This window comes from Terrabacter sp. Soil811 (genome assembly GCF_001429655.1).
In the GTDB taxonomy this organism is placed as follows: Bacteria; Actinomycetota; Actinomycetes; order Actinomycetales; family Dermatophilaceae; genus Terrabacter.
This window is the reverse complement of record NZ_LMSX01000008.1, coordinates 416,563-439,074: the sequence shown is the minus strand read 5'-3', so window position 1 is coordinate 439,074 and position 22,512 is coordinate 416,563. Positions and strand designations below refer to the sequence as shown.

General features: G+C 71.5%; 14 protein-coding genes. 7 read left to right on the top strand and 7 right to left on the bottom strand.

Translation table 11 applies throughout. From position 1 onward, the window contains the following. Nucleotides 1-141 precede the first annotated feature (141 nt). Nucleotides 142-1,587 carry an ADP-ribosylglycohydrolase family protein gene (locus tag ASH01_RS12515; protein WP_056776159.1) on the top strand — a complete coding sequence of 482 codons (1,446 nt, stop codon included), beginning with the start codon at nt 142-144 and terminating at the stop codon, nt 1,585-1,587. 32 nt (nt 1,588-1,619) lie between these two features. Further along, nucleotides 1,620-2,075, top strand: coding sequence for a hypothetical protein (locus tag ASH01_RS12510; RefSeq protein ID WP_056776157.1), 456 nt, complete (start codon nt 1,620-1,622; stop codon nt 2,073-2,075). 73 nt (nt 2,076-2,148) lie between these two features. On the opposite strand, the gene ASH01_RS12505 is transcribed toward ASH01_RS12510, so the two are convergent. Beyond that, nucleotides 2,149-5,499 carry a TM0106 family RecB-like putative nuclease gene (locus ASH01_RS12505; RefSeq protein WP_056776156.1) on the bottom strand — a complete coding sequence of 1,117 codons (3,351 nt, stop codon included), beginning with the start codon at nt 5,497-5,499 and terminating at the stop codon, nt 2,149-2,151. Between the two features lie 243 nt (nt 5,500-5,742). Between ASH01_RS12505 and ASH01_RS12500 the strand changes: the two genes are divergently transcribed. Further along, nucleotides 5,743-9,708, top strand: coding sequence for a S8 family serine peptidase (locus ASH01_RS12500; protein WP_162263881.1), 3,966 nt, complete (start codon nt 5,743-5,745; stop codon nt 9,706-9,708). 204 nt (nt 9,709-9,912) lie between these two features. Here the strand turns inward: ASH01_RS12500 and ASH01_RS12495 are convergent, their stop codons facing one another. From ASH01_RS12495 to ASH01_RS23440, 3 genes are all read right to left on the bottom strand, one after another. Beyond that, a complete protein-coding gene (locus tag ASH01_RS12495) occupies nt 9,913-10,500 on the bottom strand; it encodes a DoxX family protein (protein WP_082619794.1) in 588 nt (195 codons plus the stop codon). 174 nt (nt 10,501-10,674) lie between these two features. Further along, the gene (locus tag ASH01_RS12490) at nt 10,675-11,907 is read right to left on the bottom strand and encodes an McrC family protein (RefSeq protein ID WP_056776153.1); all 1,233 of its coding nucleotides are present in this window, start codon (nt 11,905-11,907) and stop codon (nt 10,675-10,677) included. A gap of 19 nt (nt 11,908-11,926) precedes the next feature. Next, nucleotides 11,927-14,743 (bottom strand): McrB family protein, encoded by a 2,817-nt coding sequence (locus ASH01_RS23440; RefSeq protein WP_056776151.1) that lies wholly within the window; start codon nt 14,741-14,743, stop codon nt 11,927-11,929. Nucleotides 14,744-15,093: 350 nt separating this feature from the next. Here ASH01_RS23440 and ASH01_RS12480 point away from each other — a divergent pair, with 350 nt between their 5' ends. Together ASH01_RS12480 and ASH01_RS12475 are read left to right on the top strand one after the other, a co-directional pair. Continuing rightward, complete coding sequence (locus ASH01_RS12480) at nt 15,094-15,723, top strand: DUF6318 family protein (protein WP_156415562.1); 630 nt, start codon at nt 15,094-15,096, stop codon at nt 15,721-15,723. Between the two features lie 476 nt (nt 15,724-16,199). Continuing rightward, nucleotides 16,200-16,628 carry a PKD domain-containing protein gene (locus ASH01_RS12475; protein ID WP_156415561.1) on the top strand — a complete coding sequence of 143 codons (429 nt, stop codon included), beginning with the start codon at nt 16,200-16,202 and terminating at the stop codon, nt 16,626-16,628. 97 nt (nt 16,629-16,725) lie between these two features. Here ASH01_RS12475 and arfC read toward each other — a convergent pair whose 3' ends face one another. From arfC to ASH01_RS12460, 3 genes are all read right to left on the bottom strand, one after another. Beyond that, nucleotides 16,726-17,592 (bottom strand): channel accessory protein ArfC, encoded by an 867-nt coding sequence (arfC, locus tag ASH01_RS12470; RefSeq protein ID WP_056776144.1) that lies wholly within the window; start codon nt 17,590-17,592, stop codon nt 16,726-16,728. After that, the gene (gene arfB, locus ASH01_RS23435; protein WP_056776142.1) at nt 17,589-17,870 is read right to left on the bottom strand and encodes a channel accessory protein ArfB; all 282 of its coding nucleotides are present in this window, start codon (nt 17,868-17,870) and stop codon (nt 17,589-17,591) included. Before arfB ends, arfC begins: the two co-directional genes overlap by 4 nt. 114 nt (nt 17,871-17,984) lie before the next feature. Continuing rightward, nucleotides 17,985-18,419, bottom strand: coding sequence for a hypothetical protein (locus ASH01_RS12460; RefSeq protein WP_056776140.1), 435 nt, complete (start codon nt 18,417-18,419; stop codon nt 17,985-17,987). 156 nt (nt 18,420-18,575) lie between these two features. Here ASH01_RS12460 and ASH01_RS12455 point away from each other — a divergent pair, with 156 nt between their 5' ends. Continuing rightward, on the top strand, nt 18,576-20,042 hold the full coding sequence (locus tag ASH01_RS12455; RefSeq protein WP_056776136.1) for an amidase: 1,467 nt from the start codon (nt 18,576-18,578) through the stop codon (nt 20,040-20,042). 81 nt (nt 20,043-20,123) lie between these two features. Further along, a complete protein-coding gene (locus tag ASH01_RS12450; RefSeq protein ID WP_056776132.1) occupies nt 20,124-22,502 on the top strand; it encodes a Tex family protein in 2,379 nt (792 codons plus the stop codon). Nucleotides 22,503-22,512: the final 10 nt, after the last annotated feature.

The following is a 22,512-nucleotide window of genomic DNA, read 5'->3' as shown; positions in this document are numbered from 1 at the left end:
GCGTCGGTCCGTGCTCCCCGACGCGGCATCGAGGGTTGGACCGGACCGTCGACCGGGCCGGCGCGGACGGTAGTTTCGTCCCGAAGCACCACCCCACGTCCCCGGGCGCCCGAGCGTCCACACCGTCCAGGAGGAGCCGTCGTGTCGATCCGCCCCATCGCCGTCGACCGCGCGGCGGGGGTGCTGCTCGGTGAGGCCTGCGGCGACGCCCTCGGCGTGCCGTACGAGATGGCGGCGCCCCCGGTCGGCGAGGCGGTCATGAAGGGTGGTGGCCTCGGGCCGTACGAGCCCGGCGAATGGAGCGATGACACCCAGATGACGCTCTGTGTGGCGCGCATCGCCGCCCAGGGCATCGACCTCACCTCGCCCGAGGGCCTCGACGGCGTCGCCGATGCCTTCACGGCCTGGCTCGACGGCGGCGCCACGGACGTCGGCATCCAGACGCGCTCGGTGCTGACGGAGGCGAAGGAGCTGACCGGACGCTCGCACGAACGCCTGACCCGGGCGAGCGAGGCACTGCACGCCCGCACCGGGCTGACCGCCGGCAACGGCGCGCTGATGCGGACCCCCATCGTCGGCCTGTCGGCCCTCGACGACCGCGACGCGACGGCCCGCGCCGCCCGAGCCATCGCCCTGCTCACCCACGCCGACCCGCTCGCCGGTGACTCGGCGGTGCTGTGGTCGGAGGCGATCCGGGTCGCCGTCACCGAGGGGCGTCTCGACCTCGCGGCCGGTCTCGACCTCGTGAGCGCGCCGCACGTCGGACGCTGGGGCGACTGGATCGAGGCGGCGACCGGCGCCGAGCCGGGGCAGTTCGGCAACAACGGCTTCACCGTGACGGCGCTGCAGGACGCCTGGGCCGCGATCACGACGACCGACCGCGGCGACGGCTCGGCGATGCACCTCCAGCGGGGGCTGCAGGCTGCCGTCCGGGCGGGACACGACACCGACACCGTGGCCGCCATCGCGGGCTCGCTGCTCGGCGCCCGCTACGGGGCGTCGGCGGTGCCGACCCAGTGGCGGCGCATGGTGCACGGGTGGCCGGGGCTGCGCGCCCACGACCTCGTCGAGCTCGCCGTGTCGACCTCGGAAGGCGGACGTCGCGTCGGCGAGTGGCCGTCGGTCGCCTCGATGGGCGACGCGCGGATCCCGACGCTGGGCATCCCGCACCCGATCGACCCCGACATCATGCTGGGCACCATCACTGACCTCGGACGCGTGCCCGAGCTCGACGTGCAGGCGATCGTCTCCCTCTGCGCGCTCGGCCTGGACGACATCCCCGCCGCCGGCATGACGGCACGCGACCACATCGAGTTCTGGATCAACGACGAGGAGCAGGAGGAGAGCAACCCTCACCTCGACTTCGTCCTCGACGACGCCTCGTCGGCGCTGCGACAGTTCCGCGCCGAGGGCAAGCGGGTGCTCGTGCACTGCCGTCAGGGCGTCCAGCGCACCCCGGCGGTGGCGCTGCGGTATGCCGTCGACCTCGGTGTCGCTCCCGAGCTCGCCGAGCGGTCGATCCGGGAGGCCCTGCCGGGCATCCGCGGGGAGGGACGGCTCTGGGACGTCGCCGCCCACGGCGCCTGAACCCGGGCCGGGCTGCGGTCTACAGTGCCGCCATGAGCGAGATCGACCACCGCCGCCTCGGCGTGGACCTCTACAACGCGACATGGGAGCTGCTCGAGCAGACCGACCGGTCGCCGGAGGACGACGACGAGATGCTGGCTCGCGCCCATGCCTCGCTGTACCACTGGGGCAGGTTCGAGGGGGTGCGGCCGGAGAACAGGGGCCGGGGTCACTGGCTCGTCTCCCGCGTGCATGCCGTGCTCGGACAGCCTGATGCCGCTGCCTACCACGCGGGGCGGTACGTCACCATCGCGCGCGGTGGGGCCGGCGAGCGCTGGGACCTCGCGGCCGCCCTCGAGGCGTCCGCGAGGGCGGCCGCGGTCGGCGGCGACTTCGATGCCGCCGAGCGCTTCGAGGCCGAGGCCCGTGAGGTGCTTGCCACGATGGACGACCCGGAGGACCGCGAGGTCGTCGAGAAGGACCTCGCGTCGCTCCCCCGCCGAAACTGACGCCCGGACCGGCGCGGGCCGCTGCGGTCGACGCGGGCCATCACCGAGCGGCGCCGTGCCGGCGAGTCCCGGCTCAGACGGTCTTGGCCTCGTCGACGTAGCGGCACAGCGCGTTGACGGCGCGCAGCTCCTCCGGTGTGTGGACCTCGGCGTCGGTGAGCAGGGGGCTGCCCACGATGACCGCCATCGCCTTGGCGCGGGAGATCGCGACGTTGAGCCGGTGCAGGTCGTAGAGGAACGAGACGCCGCGGGGCGCGAGGGCCGCCGTGGTGCTCGCCATCGAGTAGATGACGACGGCGCCCTGCTGGCCCTGGAACTTGTCGACCGTGCCGACCCGAGCGCCGTCGGGCAGCTCGGCCGCGAGGGTGGCGACGTGCGCGTTGTAGGGCGCGACGACGAGGACGTCGGCAAGACCGATCGGACGCGAGTCGCCGTCCGCCGTGGTCCAGCTGCCGCGGAGCAGGTCGTCGACGAGGGCACGGACGACCCGGCCCTCCTGGCGGCTCGACTGTTCGCACAGCGTGTCGTGCTCGACGGGAACCCAGCGCAGCCCCTCACCCGACAGGGCGCCGGGCGCCTCGACGCGGAGCTGCTCGCGCCCCGGCGCCGACTCGAGCCGGCCCTCGTAGGCGAGCTCCGACACGAACGCCGTCAGGCTCGGGTGCATCCGGTGCGTGCGGTCGAGGAAGACACCGCGCTCGGCAGGGATGACGTCGTGGACGAGCCCGTCGTCACCGGCGCGGAGGTGGTCGAGCGCAGAGACACCGGAGCCGTAGGGATGGACCGCCTTGGTCGGCTGGGTCAGCTGTTGCGGGTCTCCGAGCAGGACGAGCGAGCGCGCGGCCGGGGCCACGGCCACGGCGTTGGCGAGCGAGAACTGGCCGGCCTCGTCGATGACGAGCACGTCGACGGCATCGACCATGTCGTCGCGCGACCACAGCCAGGCGGTGCCCCCGACGAGGGTCGCCTCTCCGCTCGCGAGCGCAGCCGCGATGGCGGCATTGTCGGACGTGTGGCGGATGAGGGCGTTCGGGTCGTCCGGCTCGTCGCCTTCTTCGACGTTGGTGCCGTCCTTGTGCCAGGCAGGACGGGCCACCTCGTCGAGGAGGTTGAGCACGACCGCATGGGACTGCGCGGTGACGCCGACGCGCAGGCCGGCGTCGAGCAGCTCGCGGATCAGCGCCGACCCGGCATACGTCTTGCCGGTGCCGGGGGGCCCCTGGACGGCCAGGATCTCGCCGCGCAAGCCGCGACCGACGCGGACGACGACGTCCTTGGGCGACTCCCCGGCACGGGGCGCGAGCAGGTCGGCGGCCGGGACGACCCGCTCGACGAGCCGCGTCGCGAGGTTGGACCCACCGGCAAGCGCGAGCTCGCCGGTGCGGGCGATGCTCGCCCGGAGCGCCTGGTCCATGACCGGTCCGGGTCCCCCGAGGCCGCGCGGACGTGGCGGCTCCAGCGACTTCTTCATCGACAGCTCGACCCAGCCCTCGACCGGGTCGAGGTCGACGACCTTGCCGACCGGTGCGTGGGTGTCGACGTCGGGGACGTACTTGCCGACCGACACCTTGCAGTCCTGGGGCGGAAAGGTGTAGCGCCAGACCTTGGAGACCTTGACGATCCGCATCTCCTCGGGCTCACCGAGGTCACCGATGGCGGTGCCGTCCTCGACGAGCTCGGCCGTCTCGAGCTCCTTGTAGCGGAAGAAGTCCCACCACTCCGGGCGCTTCTCGCGCCGGTGCCACCCGACGAGTCCGGCGAGGAGCAGGTGGCCGTCGGCGACCAGGCGCTCGGAGAGCGCGATCTCGGCACGCTCCTCGTCGCTGATCTCGCGCAGCGGCTCGGGCACCGGCCGGCCCAGCGTGTGCCCCGCGCGTGCGAGCTCGGCGCGTCGCTCCTCGAGCCACTCGTGCAGCGCCAGCGTCGAGCGGACGTCCTCCTCGTTGTAGCGCCGGATGTCGTCGAGGATCGCCTGGTCGGCCGACCCGTCGTCGCGACCGGCGAGCCAGCGTTCGTATTCGACGACGGACGAGAGACCGTCGGCGACACCCGCGCCGTCGGCGGATCGCGTGTGGCCCCAGTAGAACTCCTCGAGCTTCTTGATGGAGTAGGAGCCCTTGCTGATGCGCACGCCCTGGCGCACGACGGCGTAGAGGTCGACGAAGACCTCGTGGCGCAACAGCTGGTCGAGCTCGGCCTCGCGCGTCGCGTGCTGGCCGACGAGCCTCTTGAGAGCCGTCGTCTCGTAGGGCGCGTAGTGGTAGACGTGGAGGTCGGGGTAGCGCTGCCACCGCTCCGTCAGCCAGTCGACGAGGTCGGTCGTCAGGCGCCCCTCCTCGGCGAAGTCGTGCGCCCAGAACTCGACGAATTCCCCCTGCCGCGTCCAGATGCCCGCGAGGTACTCGCGCCCCGTACCGCCCTCGGCCCACGGGTCGCCCTCGAAGTCGAGGTAGACGTCGCCCTCGTCGGGCTCGGGCAGCATCTGCAGCCCCCGGGCCGGCTCGGGGTCGAGGAGCTCGAACTGCGCCCGCCCGGTCTCGCGCTCGGCGAGCTGGAGCCTGGCCTGCTGGAGCAACCGACGCCGGGTCGCGATGGACAGGGCCGGGGCCAGCCGCTCCTCGCTGGACTCGGCCAGCGAACGAAGCGTCGGGATGCCGAGGTCGATGAGCGCGGCGCGGTGGTCGGCGCGCATGCCCGCGACCTGGATGAGGTCGTCGCGGTCGAGCCACTCCTGCGCACACCGCTCCTTCCACCGGCACTGACCGCAGTGCTGGACGCGCGCGGACTCCGTCTCTCGCGGGTTGGCGATGGCGTCGAGCAGCTCGGCGCGCCGACGGCGGGCGTAGGGGGCCACGTCGACGAGCCGCCACGGGTGCGACTCGGTGTCGCCGGTGACGACGGTCAGCCACTGCGGCGGGACGCCCTGGAGCAGCTCGAGCCGGGCGGCATACGTCGCCATCTGGAGCAGCGCTGGGACCTTGAGCCGCCGCGCCAGCTTGGTGTCGGCGATGTCGTAGCGCCACGGGCCGAGGTCGCTCGGCTCGTCGACGCGCAGCAGGAAGTCGGCGAGCCCCACCCAGTGCCCGTCGAAGAACGTCGCCTGGTAGATGACGTCGACACCCCGGCGCATGGCGTCGAGCGTCGCCGCCTCGGCCTCGACACCCCGCACCCCCAGGGCCGCGATGTCCTCGACGACGCGCCCCTCGGCGACGAGACGCTCGAGATAGGCGCGCTCGTGCTCGAGCCCCTTGGCGAAGACGAGGTTGAGCGAGTCGTCGGCGCCGCTCGCCCTGCTGCTCGTCCCGGCACTCGTCCCAAGGCCGGCGTCGAGAGCCTCGAGGTCGAGCGTCGTGATGTGCGCACAGGCCACGTGCTTCGTCAGGTCCGTGGGGCTCAGGACGAGGTGACCGTCGATGCGCTGCATGGCGCCGAGTATGCCGTCCGGCACCGACACCCTCGACACCCCGCGAATCAGTTTGCCCGGAACGCGCCGGAACGGCTCGAACGGGGATAGGTTGCATCCGGCGTGGCAGGCAAGTTCGGGGGCGAGCGTCCCTGCGCACGCGGTGCGCAGGCGCATCGCGGGCGAATGGAGCCACGCAAGGAGGATCCGTTGTCCGACAACACTCGGGGACCATGGCGCTCGCGCCGTGGCGTGATGAGCTCGGTGAGTGCAGGAGCCATCGCGGCCCTGGCCGCCACCACCCTCGGGGCCACGCCGGTGTCGGCGAGCCCTGACCCGTCCGTCAAGCACCGCAGCAACGCCTCGGTTCCCGATGGTGTCACGAGCGCCGGCTCCCTCGGCCTCGGCACGCAGCGCGTGGCCGCGGGCGACAAGGTGGACGCCGGCCTGCGCAAGGCCACCGGCCCCGTCGACGTCATGATCGAGCTCGACGCCGCACCCGCGACGACGGCGTTCGGTCAGGCCCGCGGGCGCGGCCTCGCTGCCGCCAAGAGCGCGGCGCGCACCCAGACCTCGGCGGTCAAGGCAGCCCAGAAGGGCGTCGAGTCCCGTTTCGCCGCCACGGCGACGAAGGCACGGACGCTCTACAAGGTGCACGCGGCATACGCCGGCATCGCGGTTCGCACGGACGCCGCGAAGCTCACCGCCCTCGCGGGCATCCCCGGCGTCAAGGCGATCCACCGACTGACGCCCAAGGCACCGACCAACTCCTCCTCCGTGCCGCTCATCGGCGCGCCGAAGGTGTGGAAGGCGCTGTCGCAGACGGGCAAGGGCGTCCGCGTCGGCATCATCGACACCGGCATCGACTACACCCACGCCGACTTCGACGGCCCCGGCACGGTCGACGCATTCACCGCGGCCAGCGCCTCCAACACCTTCACGCCGACCGCCAAGGTCGTCGGCGGCTACGACTTCGCGGGCGACGCCTACAACGCCGACCCGACCTCGGACAGCTACGACCCGAACCCGCAGCCCGACCCCAACCCGCTCGACTGCAACGGCCACGGCTCGCACGTCGCGGGCACGACCGCCGGTCTCGGCGTCTCGTCCGACGGCACGACGTGGTCCGGTGGCTACGCGTCGGACATCGACCCGGCCAGCCTCGACATCGGCCCCGGCGTCGCCCCCGAGGCGAGCCTCTACGCCCTCAAGGTCTTCGGCTGCGACGGCTCGACCAACGTCGTCGGGGAGGCGCTCGACTGGGCGGCTGACCCGAACGGCGACGGCGACCTGTCCGACCGCCTCGACGTCGTCAACATGTCGCTCGGCAGCTCCTACGGCTCGCCTCAGGACCCCGACGCCGTCGCCGCGAACAACCTCGCCGCGCTCGGCACCGTCGTCGTCGCCTCCATGGGCAACTCCGGCGACGTCTACGAGGTCGGCGGCTCCCCGGGCAACGCGCCGCGCGTGCTCGCGGTCGCCGCGTCCGACGACGGCAACGACGTCGTCGACGGCCTCAAGGTCGACTCCCCCGCCGGCATCGAGCCGGCCGACACGGTCGACGGCACCCAGGACAACGTCTTCGCCGCTCTCAAGTCGGTCGCCTACGACTGGACCGCCGAGCCCGGCGTCACGAACGTCCCGGTCGTCACCGTCGGTGACTGGTCGCAAGACCCCAACGCCGGCAACAACACCGACGGCTGCTCGCCCTACTCCTTGGCAGACCAGGCCAAGGTGACCGGCAAGGTCGTCCTGCAGATGTGGCTCGACGGCACCGGTCGTCGCTGCGGCTCGGCCGCGCGCGCCCAGCTCGCGCAGGACGCGGGCGCCGTCGGCGTCATCTACGGCAGCGACGTCAACGCCTTCTCGGCCGGTGTCACCGGCGACGCCGACATCCCCGCGATGCTCACCGTCAACCAGGCGACCGTGGCCATCAAGGCGCAGCTCGACGCGTCCAACGAGGTCCGCGTCACGATGACGAACGACCTCCGCAACGGCGTCTCCATCCGCAACCCCAAGGCGATCGACCAGCTCGCCGGCTTCTCGTCGCGTGGCGTCGGGGTGGCCGGTGGCGTCAAGCCCGACGTCGCGGCTCCTGGTGTCACGACCTTCTCCGCGGCCGTTGGCACGGGCAACGAGGGCATCGCCGAGAGCGGCACCTCGATGGCGTCGCCGCACGTGGCCGGTGAGGCGGCGCTCGTGCGCGGCTCGCACCCGACGTGGACGGTCGAGGAGGTCAAGGCCTCGATCATGAACACCGCGACCCAGGACGTCTTCGTCGGTCCCGACCACACGGGCGACGTCTACGGTCCCGAGCGGGTGGGCGCCGGTCGCGTCGTCGCCGACGCGGCCGTCGGCACGAGCACGCTCGCGTACGTCACCGACGACAAGGGCGCCGTGAGCGTCTCGTTCGGTCCCGTCGCGGTGACCGCCCCGACGCAGACCCTGACGAAGACGGTGCGCATCGTCAACAAGCGCCCGGTCACGTCGGCGGCCTACGTCCTGTCCTACGACGCCGCCCACCCGACGCCGGGTGTGACGTACTCCTTCAGCCCGTCGCAGGTCCGCGTCCCGGGCAACGGCTCGGTCGACGTCTTGGTCACGGCGACCTTCACGCGTTCGGCGCTGCGGGCCGTCGCCGACCCGACGACCGTGGCCGACCCGCTCGAGATCGGCATCCAGCGCAGCTACCGCGCCGACGCGAGCGGCCGCATGCTGCTCGAGCCGGTCCAGGGCACGTCCGGTGGCACGCTGCGCGTGCCGGTCTGGTCCGCTCCGCGCGCGGCATCGACGATGTCGTCGCCCTCGAGCACGACGGTGACCAAGCAGTCCGGCCTCCCGGCCGGCATCGCCACCTCGATGCTGCCGCTCACGGGCACCGGCATCGACCAGGGCACCGACACCACGTCGTACGTCTCGACGGTCTCGACGTTCGAGCTGCAGGGCACGAGCCCGCGCCGCGCTGACTGCTCGTCGACCCGCGTCGTCGACTGCAACGCGACCGCCGACGACCGCGGGGCCGACCTGCGCTACGTCGGTGCGGCCACCGACGCACCCGTGTTCGGCCTCGCCACGTCGATGCTGACCTTCGGCATCAACACCCACGGCCCGTGGCGCACGCCGGCCACGTCCACGGAGTTCGACGTCTTCCTCGACACGAACGCCGACGGCACGGCCGACGCCGCGGTCTACAACACGCGGCTGTCGACGACCGACGACTACGACTACTTCGTGGCCGAGCTCGTCGACCTGCGGCCGGGTGCCGGCTTCGGTGACGTGCTCGACCAGGAGCTCGTCAACGGGGTCGACGGGTCGTTCGACACGAACGTCTTCAACAGCGACTCGCTCGTCATGCCCGTCTCGGTCGAGGTCCTCCAGAACGCCGGCCTCGTGACGGGTGCCGCGCCGAAGGTCCGCTACTGGGTCAGCTCGCTCGCCCAGGGCTCCGCCGTCGACGCCGTCGGCTCGGCCGCCAAGCCGATGACGATCAGCCTCGCGTCCCCCGGCCTGTCGGCCTACGGGGACTTCGGCACCCTCCTCAACAGCGACCTCCCCGGCGAGAAGCTCGAGGTCCGACGTGACGAGGCCTCCGCCGCTGTCGACAAGCCGCAGGGTCTGCTCCTGCTGCACCACCTCAACACCGACGGCTCCCGGGCCAAGGTCGTCACGGTGCGCACGACGTCGACCACGAAGCTGACGGCCAGCCCGTCCAGCTACACGTATGGCGGGCACTCGACGCTCACGGCGACCGTGTCCCCGTCCACCGCGACGGGCACCGTCACGTTCATCCTGAGCGGCAAGGTCGTGCGCACGGTGTCGCTCAGCGGCGGCAAGGCGGTCCTGCCACTCAGCAGCAGCCTCGGCCGCGGCGCCCACGCGTTCACCGCGCGCTACAACGGTGACGCGAAGCTCGCCGGCAGCACGTCGGCGTCCGCCGTCGTCACCGTCAAGGGGCTGTCGAGCCGCACGAGCCTCTCGTCGAGCAGCAGCGCCTACCGCTACGGCGGACGGCCGGTGCTCACTGCGACCCTCTCGCCGAGCTCGGCCACGGGCACCGTCACCTTCCGTGACGGCTCGCGCGTGCTCGGCACCTCGACGGTGAGCAAGGGCAAGGCCACGCTGTGGGCGCCCGTCCTCTCGCGCGGGACGCACTCCGTCAAGGCGACGTACAACGGCTCTGGCGCCTACGTCCCCTCGACGTCCACGGCGGTCACCCTGCGCGTGAGCTGAGCGGTCACCGCGCACCATCCCGACGACGTATGCCGTCCGGCCGCCTCGGCCGGGCGGCATACGCCTGTCCCCGCGACCGTGGGTCGGTCCGCCCGGGTCTGCCGCACGCAGCAGGAAGGCGGCCCTCCGAGGAGGACCGCCTTGCTGCTCGGGCCCGAGGGCCCGTGCTGGTGGCCGGGTCAGGGACGCGGCCACCGACCCGACTCACCGCAGGAGGCCGTTACCGACGTGGCGGCCCCACCACTTGCCAAGGCCCCAGGTGTCCCCGGCGAGCGTCGTGGCGAGAACCGCGACGCCCAGTGCCTCGATCCAGTGGCTGTCGATGAGCGGGTTCGTGTAGACGCCGGTGGTGCCGAGGGGGAACTCGGCGAGGTACATCAGCGCCAGGAGGAGTGCAGCGGTCCAGGCGGCGATCTTGAGGCCGGCGCCGGCGAGGAGAGCGATGCCGATGCCGAGGAGGCCGGCCATGAACAGCCAGTCGGCCCACGGGCCGGCGATGTTCTTGAAGAAGGAGGCGAACGGGCCCTCGGCGTGCTTCATGAAGCCCTGGGCGGGCGTGCCGCCGTGGATCCAGGCCTTGGCCGACGGGGTCATGTAGCCGAGCCCGAACAGCTTGTCCATGAAGGGCCAGAGGAAGGTGAAGCCGAGCACGATGCGCAGACCAGCGAGGAACTTACGGGCAACGGCCGAGCGGACCACCTCCTCCTGGAAGGTGACGACGCCCTTGGTGGGGTCGTGCGTGGTGACCGGCGCACTACCTTCGGTGTGCGTGTCGCGCGGGATGGTGCCCATGGAACTCAACTCCAGAACTCGGTGTGTGTTCCGGCAGCTTCTCTGTCGGTACTACACAGCGTAGTAGTGGCTGGTCCACAACGCTCCCCCATCGGGGTGTGATCTGCCGGACACCGGGGCGCCCGGGCTCCGGACAGCGCGGCGATCAGCTCCGAGAGCCGACGCTCCGCCGCCTCAGCGGCGCGAGCGGATGAGGGTGGGGACCTCGAGCTCCCCTGGGGCGTCAGCGAGCTCGCGCACCAGCTCAGCGAGCGCGTCGAGCGAACGGCACACGGCGGCATACGACCCGTCGAGACGGATCGGACGGCAGAGGATCCGGGTGCCGGCGTTGCGGATGACGATCTCCGACTCCGGCGCACGGTCGCTGTTGCAGTGGATGAGCAGGCCCGTCGGCAGGCCCATCGCCGTCGTGTAGGCGACGAGCTCGAGGTAGTCGCGCGAGGCCATGTAGCCGTCGGCGCCCATCGAGTACTTCGCGTCGCCCACGAGGACGACCTCGCTGCCGCGGCGCACGACGAGGTCGGGGGCCATCGTGACGGCCCGGCCCTCGTCGAGCCAGACGTCCTCGTCGCGCTCGATGCGCATCTGCGGGGCGAGGCGCAGGTCCAGCTCCTGGGCGATCCAGCGCTGGAAGAGGTCGTCCATGTCGACCATGAGGCTGTTGGCCTGCTGGTCACCGGCTTCGTGGCTCAGCGACATCGCTTGCAGGACAAGGCGACTGAGCCGCATCGCGTCCTCGTAGTGCTCGTTGAGCCGCGTGATGGGCAGCGGTGCCGCGTGCCTCGTCGCCGGGGTGTCCGCGACGCCGTCGAAGCGGCCGAGGACGCGCAGGGCCTCTCGGCGGACGTGCGGCGCGAGCTGGGGCCACGACAGCATCGCCTGCAGGGTGCAGCGGAAGAGCTGGTTCTCGACGATGTCGGCCGTGAAGTCGTCGAAGCGGCACTGCGGCTCGGCAGCGCTCCACGGCCGGCGCGCGAACTCCTCGACGAGCAGCCGCCCCCGGATGGTCCGCATCCGCTCCTCGCGCGGGACGTAGCCGTGCACGAGACCGCGCATCGTCGACGAGTCGATGAGCCGGATCGCGAAGTACGCGACGCCGTCGATGAGCTCGTCGGTGTCGCTCCACGTCACGTGCTCGTGGTCGAACGCGTCGGGCGAGACGCCCGCGCCGAGCATCGCGAAGAAGTTCGTGACCGACACCTTCGGCGTGACGCGGACGACGAGGCCGGGCACGGCGAGCGCGCCGACCCAGCTCGTCGCACCGATCGTGACGACGTCGGGGTCGGCGGTCGCGTGGATGACGAGCCGCTCGCCCGCTGCCGCGACGAGAGCCGCTCGGGTCTCCCGGGACAGCCGGACCGGACCCGAGCGTCCGTGCTCGGGGATCGGGGCCAGCTCGATGGTCATCGGAGGATCGACTCCACGGTCACGGCCTCGTCAGGTCGAACTGGCCGTAGCGGGCTCGGACGTTCTCCCAGCGGAACTGAGCCAGCTCGTGCTCGCGCCCGTAGAGCTGGTCCTCGATGAACGGGTAGACGTTGTAGTCCCAGATGCGGCGCAGAGTGGCCTCGTCGCCGTCGAGACCCGGGCGCATGAAGTAGCTGTGGCCGATCTGCAGGTGCGGGCCGCGCAGCGCCCGGCGCAGGTCCTCGTTGACGCGGTCGACGAGCTCGGCCACCCACACGGGCCCGTCGTGGACCTCGAGCCACCGGCGCAGCAGGCCTTCCATCGGCCCGTCGTGCGGCATGAACGGGACGAAGTCGAAGCGCCTGCGCAGGGCCGCGTCGACGAGCGCGATGGAGCGGTCGGCGGTGTTCATCGTGCCGATGAAGTAGAGGTTGGGCGGCAGCTCGAAGCCCTCGTCGGGCCGGTAGCTCGTCTTGACCGAGTGCGAGCGGTACTCGAGCAGGAACAGGAGCTCACCGAAGACGCGTGGGAGGTTCGCACGGTTGATCTCGTCGATGATCATGATGTGCGGTGTCAGCGGATCCGCCTCGGCCGCCTCCGCGAGGAGGGCGAGCGGGCCCTTGCGCAGCTCGTAGACCATCTGGCCCTGGTGGTCGATCTGCGGCCGGAAGCCCTCGAAGAAGTCCTCGTAGCTGCTGCTCGGGTGGAACTGGACGATGTCGCGCTTGGCCGGGTCGGGCTGCAGCGCCTGCGCGAACCGCTGGGCGAGGTAGGTCTTGCCGGTGCCGGGAGGGCCGTAGAAGATGACCTGCTTCTTCTCCTCGAGCAGGCCCTGGATCTCGCGGAGGAAGTCCTCCTCGATGAGCAGCTCCGCGGCGGCCTCGCCGAGGGCGTCGTGGTCGGGCATGAGCGCCTTGTCTGAGCGGCGCATGAGCCAGTACGCGAGCTGCGCCTGGCCCCACGGGTCGTCCGGCAGCAGCGGGTCGAGCGTCTGCTTGAGCAGGGCGTTGGTCTCGACGTGCGTGCGGCCGCGGGACTTGCCCTCGGTCCAGCGTGCCGGCCCGCCGAGGCGGCCGAGCATCGCGATCTTGCCGGAGTCCCCGCCGAGGGCGAAGAGCGGCAGCCAGTGCTCGGGGTGCGCGATGGCGAAGAGCTTGAGCACGACGCTCTCGCCGAAGCCCTGGACCGGGACGTCGTCGGAGCCGAGCACGCGGTTGATCCGCTCCTCGTCGCGCCCCTCGCCCCAGAGCAGGTCGCGCACCATGACGCGCAGCTCGTCGATGCCGGCGGCGTCGAGGGCGTTGATGCTGCTGATGAGGACGGACTGCGCGCCGATGTCGCCGTAACCGCGCGTCGACACGATCCGCTTGAAGGTGGGCAGGTCGAAGGCCTCGAGGCCCTCCCGCGACAGGCAGGCGACGAAGACGCGGCGCTGCTCCTGGTGCCAGGCGTCGCGCTCGCTGGGGTAGGGCCGCTCGGCCTTGAAGATCTCGACCTCGCTGTCGAGGTCGACCATGGAGGCGAGCTCGAGGCTGGGGTCGTCGAGGGGCCCGCGCTGGCTGGAGGTCATGAAGCGCAGCAGCGGCGTCAGGGCCCGCGCGGTCGCGATGACGTCGTCGGCGAAGTCGGCGCGTCCGACGGCCTCGTCGCCCTTCCACCAGCGGCCGACGAAGGCCTCGCCGCCGGGGTACTCGCGCCCGGCGGGCTCGAGCCGGTCGGTGCGGCCGTCCTCGTGCACGCGCAGGAAGCTGAGGCCGCGCGGGAGGTGCTCCTGGACGATGGTGCCGACCTCGCGGTGCTGCTGGTCGCTCTCGCCCTCCCAGCCGCCGTGCAGTCCGAACGCGACGCCCGACGGGGTGACCCACAGGCGGAAGCCGGGAGCGCCGGCGCCGCCGACGAGGATCCACGCGGCGTACAGGTCGGAGCGGTAGGCGGCGTCCTCACCCGTGTGCTGCTGGAGGGCGAGCGTCGGGGCCTCGAGGTAGAGGCCCGTCTCGGTGGAGAGGCGGTCGATGAGGCTGTCGCTGATGTGGTCGGCCTCGCCGCGCAGCTGGCGTGCGAGATCGGCCGCGCGGTCCTCTCGCCGGCCGTCGCCGTAGCCGGTCGACGGGCGGAAGTCCGCCGCGATCTCGGCCGCCTCGACGCACACGTCCAGCACCTTGGGCGCGATCCCGACGAACGCCTCGGTCTCCTTGAGGTACCAGAGGATGCGGGCGGCATACTTCGGGTCCTCGGGGCGCAGGGCCGCGCAGAGGTCGGCGAAGGCGACGTAGCGCTCCGCGTGGCTCAGGCCGCGCTCGAGCCAGCCGAGCCGCTGGAGCATGTGCGGGGCGTTCTCCCACATGAGCGGCCACTCGCCGCCGTCGTCGGTGGACCAGAAGAGCGAGAGCACGTATGCCGTGTGGCCGGGTCCGGGGGCGCGCTGGCCGCGCGAGCCACCGCGGGCGAGGAAGGCCTCCATGGCCTGGAGCTTGTCGCCGGCGTCCTGCGGGGAGGCCGGGGTCTGGAGGGTGAGCTTGAGCAGGCCGACGACCTCGGCGTACTCCTCCTCGGAGCGGCGCATGAGCGAGGCGAGCCACGGGCCGCCGATGGGGCCGAAGCCGACGTAGGGACCGTCCTTGCGGGTCCACTGGTTCATCGCCTCCTTGAAGGCGACGAGGTCGCTGGAGGCCACGAGGTCGGCGAGGATCTCGCGCAGCTCGCCGTTGCGGGCGGCCCGCTCGGAGTCGAGCTCGGCGAAGAGGGCCTGGGCGTCCTTGTCCGCCTCGGCGGCCCGCTCGATGAGGGCGTACTTGGCGCGCCAACGCTTGACGTCGACGGTGTCAGTGCGAGACATGGGGCTCCCTTGCACGCCCACTTCTAGGGCGCATAGCTACTGCGCGCGTGGAGGTGCGCACAGGACCGCGAAAAGGTTACCTGCCGGTCGCCCATGCTCCGAACTCGTGGGTGTGTCGCCGGTGAGACCCCAGTAATCGCAGCGTCGAACGGCCCCTGACGGCAGCGAATCGCCACCATTGTCACCCGAGCATCCCGGCTCGGTGCACCCGGGGTGCCTGTGGATGACGGACGGGGCTCGGCGTGCGGGTGCGGCACGATCGTCGTAGGTTGCCGTCGTGGAACAAAGGGTGCACAACGCACCTCAGACGACGCAACCGCACGATGATCGACGATCGACAGGGGATGCCGATGACCGCCGCCGCACGCCCGCACCGGCACCGCACGCTCCTTGCGTATGCCGTCGCCCCCGTCGCGCTCGCGGCGCTGGGTGCGTGCACGGGCAGCGACCCCGGTCCTGCGGTGACGACTCCCCCGTCGACCTCGGCCGTCACGAGCTCCTCTGCTCCCACGACCACCACAACCTCGGCCACCCCGAGCCCCACCGCAACGGTCGACCCCATCATCGCCAAGATCCCCGCCGCCGCCCGACCCGAGACCATCGAGGGCGCGGCCGCCTACACGAAGTTCTACTTCACTCAGCTAAATAGGGCATTCAAGACCAGTGACCCGTCAGTCTTGAATGACCTCTCCAGTGACGCTTGCAAGATGTGCGCGGCTCTGAGCAACGGTGTGGCCGATCTCAAGAAGGCAGGCCACCACTATGGCGGCGACCTCACGAAGCTCAATTACGCATCCACCACTGAGTTCTCCTCGAGGACGCGCCAGGTCCTAGTCGACCTCAACCAGAGGGCCGTGCCGGTTCTCGACGAGTCCGGCCGCACAGTCGACACCACCCGCTCAGCAAAGTTGGCCTTCGTCGCAACTGTCGACTTCGATAAGCGCTGGATCATCACGCGCCTCCAGAAAGCCTCGTCATGAAGTCTCGAGCGCCGTGGAGCGCATGCTTCGCTGGCGCTGTCCTCGCCTTCACGTCGTCTCTCTCGGCTAGCGCCGCTGATGGGAGCTGCGACCAACTAGATGTCTGTGAGGTCGATGACACGGCAGTCGTAACCGGTCTGCTGTCAAGAGAACAGGTGCTGGCGCTTGAGAAGTTCCCAGGAGACAAGGGCGGCTCCATTGTTGACAGGCCCAGTACCGCCCCTGTTTACGAGTACGTCTCGCTCAATGACTGCCCGCAGGCAAAGCCGGACTCTCTAACCGAGCAAGTCTCGTGCGCTCACGCGCTGCGCGACTGCCCTGAAGGCGAGCTCGGTCCCCTACTTCGGATCTGGCGCCGCACCATGACGGCCGGCGAGGTGACCGAGCCCTGGCGCACGCGTGGCCTCACCTGCGCGTCCGACGTCGCACCCGGGGCGCGGCCGACGTTGACGATGGCTGACCTCAAGGCGGCGTTCATGAGGACGCCTTGGTCGAAGCCGCAGATCTCCAGCCAGCCGGCCGGCAACACGACACTCGTCAACCTCCGCACCTTCTACAAGGTCAACTGGACGTCGCACGGCTTCCAGCCCGGCGAGGTCGACCGGTCGGTCCTGCGGGGCATCCCGGTCCAGATTCGTCCGAAGCTGGTCGGGTTCACCTACGTGTTCGGCGACGGCTCGAGCACGGGCCCCACCACCTCGACCGGAGGTGTCTACCCGGACGGCGACGTCACGCACGTCTACCGCGCCAAGGGCGAGTACCCCGTTCGCGTCGACACCACCTTCGGGGCCGACTTCAGCCTCGACGGGTCGACGTGGGACGAGATCCCTTCAACCGTGACCGTGCCCGGCCCCTCCACCACGGTGACGGTGCGTGAGGCGAAGGGTGTGCTCGTCAACCACTGACGTCGCGCCGAGCCGTCATGACCTGGTGGTGTGTGCAGCGAGCGTTGCCGGGGCACCGTCCAGTGCACACGGGGTCCTGTGACGAGCGCGAGCCGGGTCAGGGCTTCTCCTCCGGGGGGACGGAGTCATCCGGCTCGTCAAAGGTGAGCTCGCCCTGCGTCGGCAGTGCTCCCGGTCCAGCGACCCCGGCCACGTCGCCGCTCGGGGTGGCGTCGGCGACGGGGACGATGTTGGTCGCCCGCGCCACCGACACGTCCGCGTCGAGGTCGTCCTCCTGGCTCGGCTCGACATCAGGCACCTCGTCCGCCCACGAACCTGCGTCATCCTCCTCGACTTCCTCCTCGAGGGCCGCAACAGCCTCGGGCTCACCCACGCCTGCCAGGTCACCGTTCGGGGTCGCGTCGACGACCGGTGCGACGGCAGAGGCCGCGCCATCGTTCGGGGTCGCGTCGACGACCGGTGCAACGGCAGAGGCCGCGCCATCGTTCGGGGTCGCGTCGACGACCGGTGCAACGGCAGAGGCCGCGCCATCGTTCGGAGTCGCTTCTGCGACGGGCGCGTCGTCGGCGTCGTCCTCCGAGGCCCTCGACAGCAGCGCGTCCTCGTCCTCGGCATTGCGATCCCACGACTCCGCCGCGCTCCGAGACTCCGAGAGCGGCGTGTGAGGCCCTCCGAATCCAGCCGCGTCGACGTCGACCTCGTCGTGCGACCTCTGCGACGTTCCGGCGGGCTCGGTGGCCAGGACTCCCGCGCCGGCCGCGGCGGCGAGGTCGGCCCCTCCGGCGACGCCCGCGGCTCCTGCCACGGGCTCGCTCGGGGAGACCACCGGGGTGGGCTCGGGCGCCGACAGCTCTGCGGCGGCGCCAGCACCCTCCTGCACCGTGCGGCTCGCGTGCTTGACGGTGAGGAACCACGTGATCGCAGCGCCGAGGACGAACGCCAGCATCAGGAGCAGCCACTTCATCGCGCGCCCTCCCAACCGCCCGAGCCGCCGAGATCCGCGAACGCCTCGTCCGCGGACCGCGCCGGCACGAGCCGACCGGCCACCGCGATGGCGACGAGCGAGCCCACGACGAACCCGACGATGCTCCACAGGAAACCGCTCCAGAAGCCGCTGTCGGTGCGACCGAGGAAGCCGAGCAGCACGGTCACGACGACGAGGGCCGTCCACCACGCGCCACCGACCCCGGTCCGGTACGAACGGGTCACGGTCTTCCCACTGCTGTGGGCCTGCTGGGACATCGGTCCTCCACGGGTTGCGTCGCGCGGTCGCGACGACGCTACCCCGCCCACCCCCGAGGACGCAGGGAACGCCACAGCGTCAATACCCACTCCGCGGTTCCCCGACGGTCCGTCTCAGGCCGCGGCGCAGCCACCCTCCGCCGTCAGCGCCGCAACGGCGTCCGGGGCCGCGATCGCAACAGCGTGCAGGGTGAACCCAGTCGTGCGGCAGGCGTCTTCGAACGCCGCCCGCAGGTCACGATCACGAGGGGTGGGCGCCGCCCGGCCGGGCCGCGCGATCACCATGACGACGTCGTGCACGTCATGCCGCGCCATCTCGGAGAGGAGCAGCCCGACGCCCTCGAGGACCTGGCCGACATCGACGCGCCGCGGCTCGTCGGGCAGGCAGATCGGCTGGAGCAGCCGCCCGTTGTCGTGCATGAACAGCAGGTAGGTCGCTCCGTCGCACCTCGTCTGCTCGGTGACGATGAGGTCGACCACCCCCTCGAAGACGTCGGGGTCGGTGATCGGTCGCTGGGCCCAGTCTCGCGGAAGCTCGTCGAAGCGCATGCCAAGAGCATGGCCGCCACCGGTGACAGTCGACCGGCGTTGTCCACACGCCCCGACGACGCCTCACCGCGAGAGGTAGCGTTCTGGCACCAGGGCCGATGCCACGATCTCCTCGCCAGCGGGCGGCGCGAGGTCGACCGCCGCGGAAGGACGTCCATGCCGCACACGTCTGGCCGACCGGCCAGCCTCACCGCCACCGAGCTCGTCGCTGCGTACGCCTCGGGCGACCTCTCTCCCGTCGACGTGCTGCACGACGTCGCCGACGTCATCGAGACCCGGGAGCCTCTGCTCAACGCCTTCTGGCGGCTCGACCTCGAGGGTGCCGAGGTTGCCGCCCGCGACAGTGAGGCCCGTTGGCGCAGGAGTGCACCCGCGGGGCCGATCGACGGCGTGCCGGTGACGATCAAGGAGAACCTCGGTCGCGCCGGCGTCCCGATGCCCTTCGGCAACGCCGGCGTCGAGCCCGTCGTCCCGACCCGGAGCAGCCCGGTCGTCGAGCGGATCGAGGAGTCCGGCGGCGTCGTGCTCGGCTCCACGGTGATGCCCGACTGGGGCATGCTCAGCTCGGGCGTCTCGAGCCTGCACGGCATCACCCGTTCGCCGTGGGACCCCTCCCTGACGACGGGGGGCTCGAGCTCGGGCGCCGGTGCCGCCGCCGCTGGCGGCTACGGGCCGCTGCACGTCGGCACCGACATCGGCGGCTCGATCCGTCTGCCGGGCACCTGGCTCGGCCTGACGACCCTCAAGCCGAGCGCCGGACGCGTCCCCCTCGACGCCCCGTACCTCGGCCGAGTGGCCGGCCCCCTCGTGCGGTCGGCCGCAGACGCGGCGCTGTTGTTGTCGGTGATCAGCCGCCCCGACCCGCGGGACTGGACGAGCCTCCCGCCCGCCGACCTCGCCGCCGTGCTGCCCCAAGACCCCCTCGACGTCTCCCGTCTGCGCATCGGTCTGCTGCTCGATGCCGGGTGCGGGCTGCCGGTCGACCCCGTCGTGGCGCACGCGGTCGAGGCTGCCGCCGCGCTCTTCGCCGGCTCCGGGGCGGAGGTGGTGCCCCTGGCCCCGTTCATGGCGCCGAGGATGCTGCGGGATCTCGACGAGTTCTGGCGGATGCGTTCGCTCACCGACTTCGACGCCCTGACACCGGAGGCCCGCGAGCGGGTGCTCCCGTTCATCCGGCGGTGGGTGCTCGCCGTACGCGACGTCGACGGGCCGTCCGTCATGCGCGACTACGCGAGCATCATGTCCCTCCAGCAGGCCACGATCGCCGCCACCGAGCCTTTCGACCTCGTGCTCTCCCCCGTCGCACCGATGACGGCGTTTCCGGCAGCGTGGCCGATGCCGTGGGGCGACGACGACGAAGGCATGGCGCACATCGGCTTCACCGTGCCCTACAACATGTCCGGTCAGCCCGCGGCATCGGTGAACTGCGGTTTCACCGCGGACGGGCGCACCATCGGCCTGCAGGTCTCCGGGCGACGCTTCGACGACCTCGGGGTGCTCCGCGCCGTCGACTGGTACGAGCGCCACCGGGACGGCTCGGCAGCGCCGCGATGGCCCATCCCCGAGAAAGAACGAGGAGCGACTGCCACCCCCGCACCTCGACACGAGCAGGGTCGTCCATGAGGCCCGCCCGAGGGGCGATCGGGCTCGCACGGCAGAATGCGTGACCCCGGTGTGTCGTCGACGTCTAGGAGTTCAGCCCCCGTGAGCGTGCAGGTGAAGGTGCCGTCCATCGAACGTCGCATCGCAGAGGAGCTCGGTGTCCGCGACGGACAGGTGGCCGCGGCCGTGGGCCTGCTCGACGGCGGCTCGACGGTGCCCTTCGTCGCGCGCTACCGCAAGGAGGTCACGGGCGGCCTCGACGACGCCCAGCTGCGCACGCTCGAGGAGCGTCTCGGCTACCTCCGCGAGCTCGAGGAGCGACGCGCTGCCGTGCTCGCCTCCGTCGCGGAGCAGGGCAAGCTCGACGACACCCTGCGCGCGCAGATCCTCGCCGCGGAGACCAAGGCGCGCCTCGAGGACATCTACCTCCCGTTCAAGCCGAAGCGCCGCACCAAGGCGCAGATCGCCCGCGAGGCAGGACTCGAGCCCCTCGCCGAGCTGCTGCTCGGCGACCCCGGCACCGACCCCGCCACCGCTGCAACGCGTTTCGTCGACGCCGACCGTGAGGTCGCCGACGCCGCCGCCGCTCTCGACGGCGCCCGCGCGATCCTCGTCGAGCGCTTCGCCGAGGACGCAGACCTCATCGGTGACCTGCGCGAGCGCGTCTGGAAGCAGGGACACGTCGGTTCGCGTGTCCGCTCCGGCAAAGAGGAGGAGGGCGCGAAGTTCTCCGACTACTTCGACTTCGCCGAGCCCCTCGCCAAGCTGCCCTCGCACCGCATCCTCGCCCTCTTCCGCGGCGAGAAGGAGGACGTCCTCTCGCTCGAGATCAACCCCGAGGACCCGGCGGCCGAGCAGCCGCCCGGCCCGACGGCATACGAACGCGCCATCGCTCGGCGCTTCGGCATCGAGAACACCGGGCGACCCGCCGACCAGTGGCTCGCCGACACCGTCCGTTGGGCTTGGCGCACGAAGATCCTCGTCCACCTCGGCATCGACGCCCGGATGCAGCTGCGCCGAGCGGCCGAGGAGGAGGCCGTACGCGTCTTCGCGGCCAACCTGCGCGACCTGCTGCTCGCTGCCCCCGCCGGTGCGCGGGCCACGATGGGTCTCGACCCGGGCCTTCGCACCGGCGTCAAGGTCGCCGTCGTCGACGGGACCGGCCGCGTCGTCGCGACCGAGGTGATCTATCCGCACGTCCCGCAGCACCAGTGGGACCGCTCGCTCGCGACCCTCGCACGGCTTGCGAAGGAACACTCGGTCGACCTCATCGCCATCGGCAACGGCACCGCGTCGCGCGAGACCGATCGCCTCGCCGCGGACCTCATCAAGGCGCACCCCGAGCTGAAGCTGACGTCGGCCGTCGTCTCCGAGGCCGGCGCCTCGGTCTACTCCGCGTCGGCCTTCGCGTCGCAGGAGCTGCCCGGCATGGACGTGTCGCTGCGCGGCGCCGTGTCGATCGCGCGGCGCCTGCAGGACCCCCTCGCCGAGCTCGTCAAGATCGACCCGAAGTCGATCGGCGTCGGTCAGTACCAGCACGACATCAGCCAGACGGCCCTCTCGCGCTCGCTCGACGCGGTCGTCGAGGACTGCGTCAACGCCGTCGGCGTCGACGTCAACACGGCGTCGGCTCCCCTGCTCACCCGCGTCTCGGGCATCACCCCCGGACTCGCCGAGAGCATCGTCGCGCACCGCGACGCGACCGGACCGTTCCGCACGCGCAGGGCCCTCAAGGACGTGCCGCGCCTCGGGCCGAAGGCGTTCGAGCAGGCGGCCGGCTTCCTCCGGATCCCGGGCGGCGACGACCCGCTGGACGCGTCGGCCGTGCACCCCGAGGCCTACCCCGTCGTCCGGCGCATGCTCGAGTCGACCGGGCAGAAGCTGACCTCGCTCATCGGCAACACCGTTGCGCTGCAGTCGATCCGGCCCGCCGACTACGTCGACGACAGCTTCGGCCTGCCGACCGTCACCGACATCATCAGCGAGCTCGACAAGCCCGGGCGCGACCCGCGACCGACCTTCAAGACGGCGACCTTCAAGGACGGCGTCGAGGAGATCAAGCACCTCAAGCCGGGGATGACGCTCGAGGGCGTCGTGACCAACGTCGCGGCTTTCGGTGCGTTCATCGACATCGGCGTCCACCAGGACGGCCTGGCCCACGTCTCGGCGCTCTCCAAGAGCTTCGTGCGCGACCCGCACGACGTCGTGAAGTCCGGCGACGTCGTCATGGTCAAGGTCCTCGAGGTCGACGTGCCCCGCAAGCGGATCTCGCTGACCCTGCGCCTCGACGACGAGGTGACCCCCGGCGCCCCGAAGGAGCGAACGGGTCAGGGGCAGGGAGGCCAGCAGCGCGGTGGTCAGGGCCGCGGCGGCCAGGGCCGTGGTCAGAGCCGGACGGGCCAGGGCAACCGCCCCCGCAAAGAGGCTCCTGCCGACGGCGCCATGGCCGACGCCCTGCGGCGCGCCGGTTTCACCGGCTGACCGCGCGGCG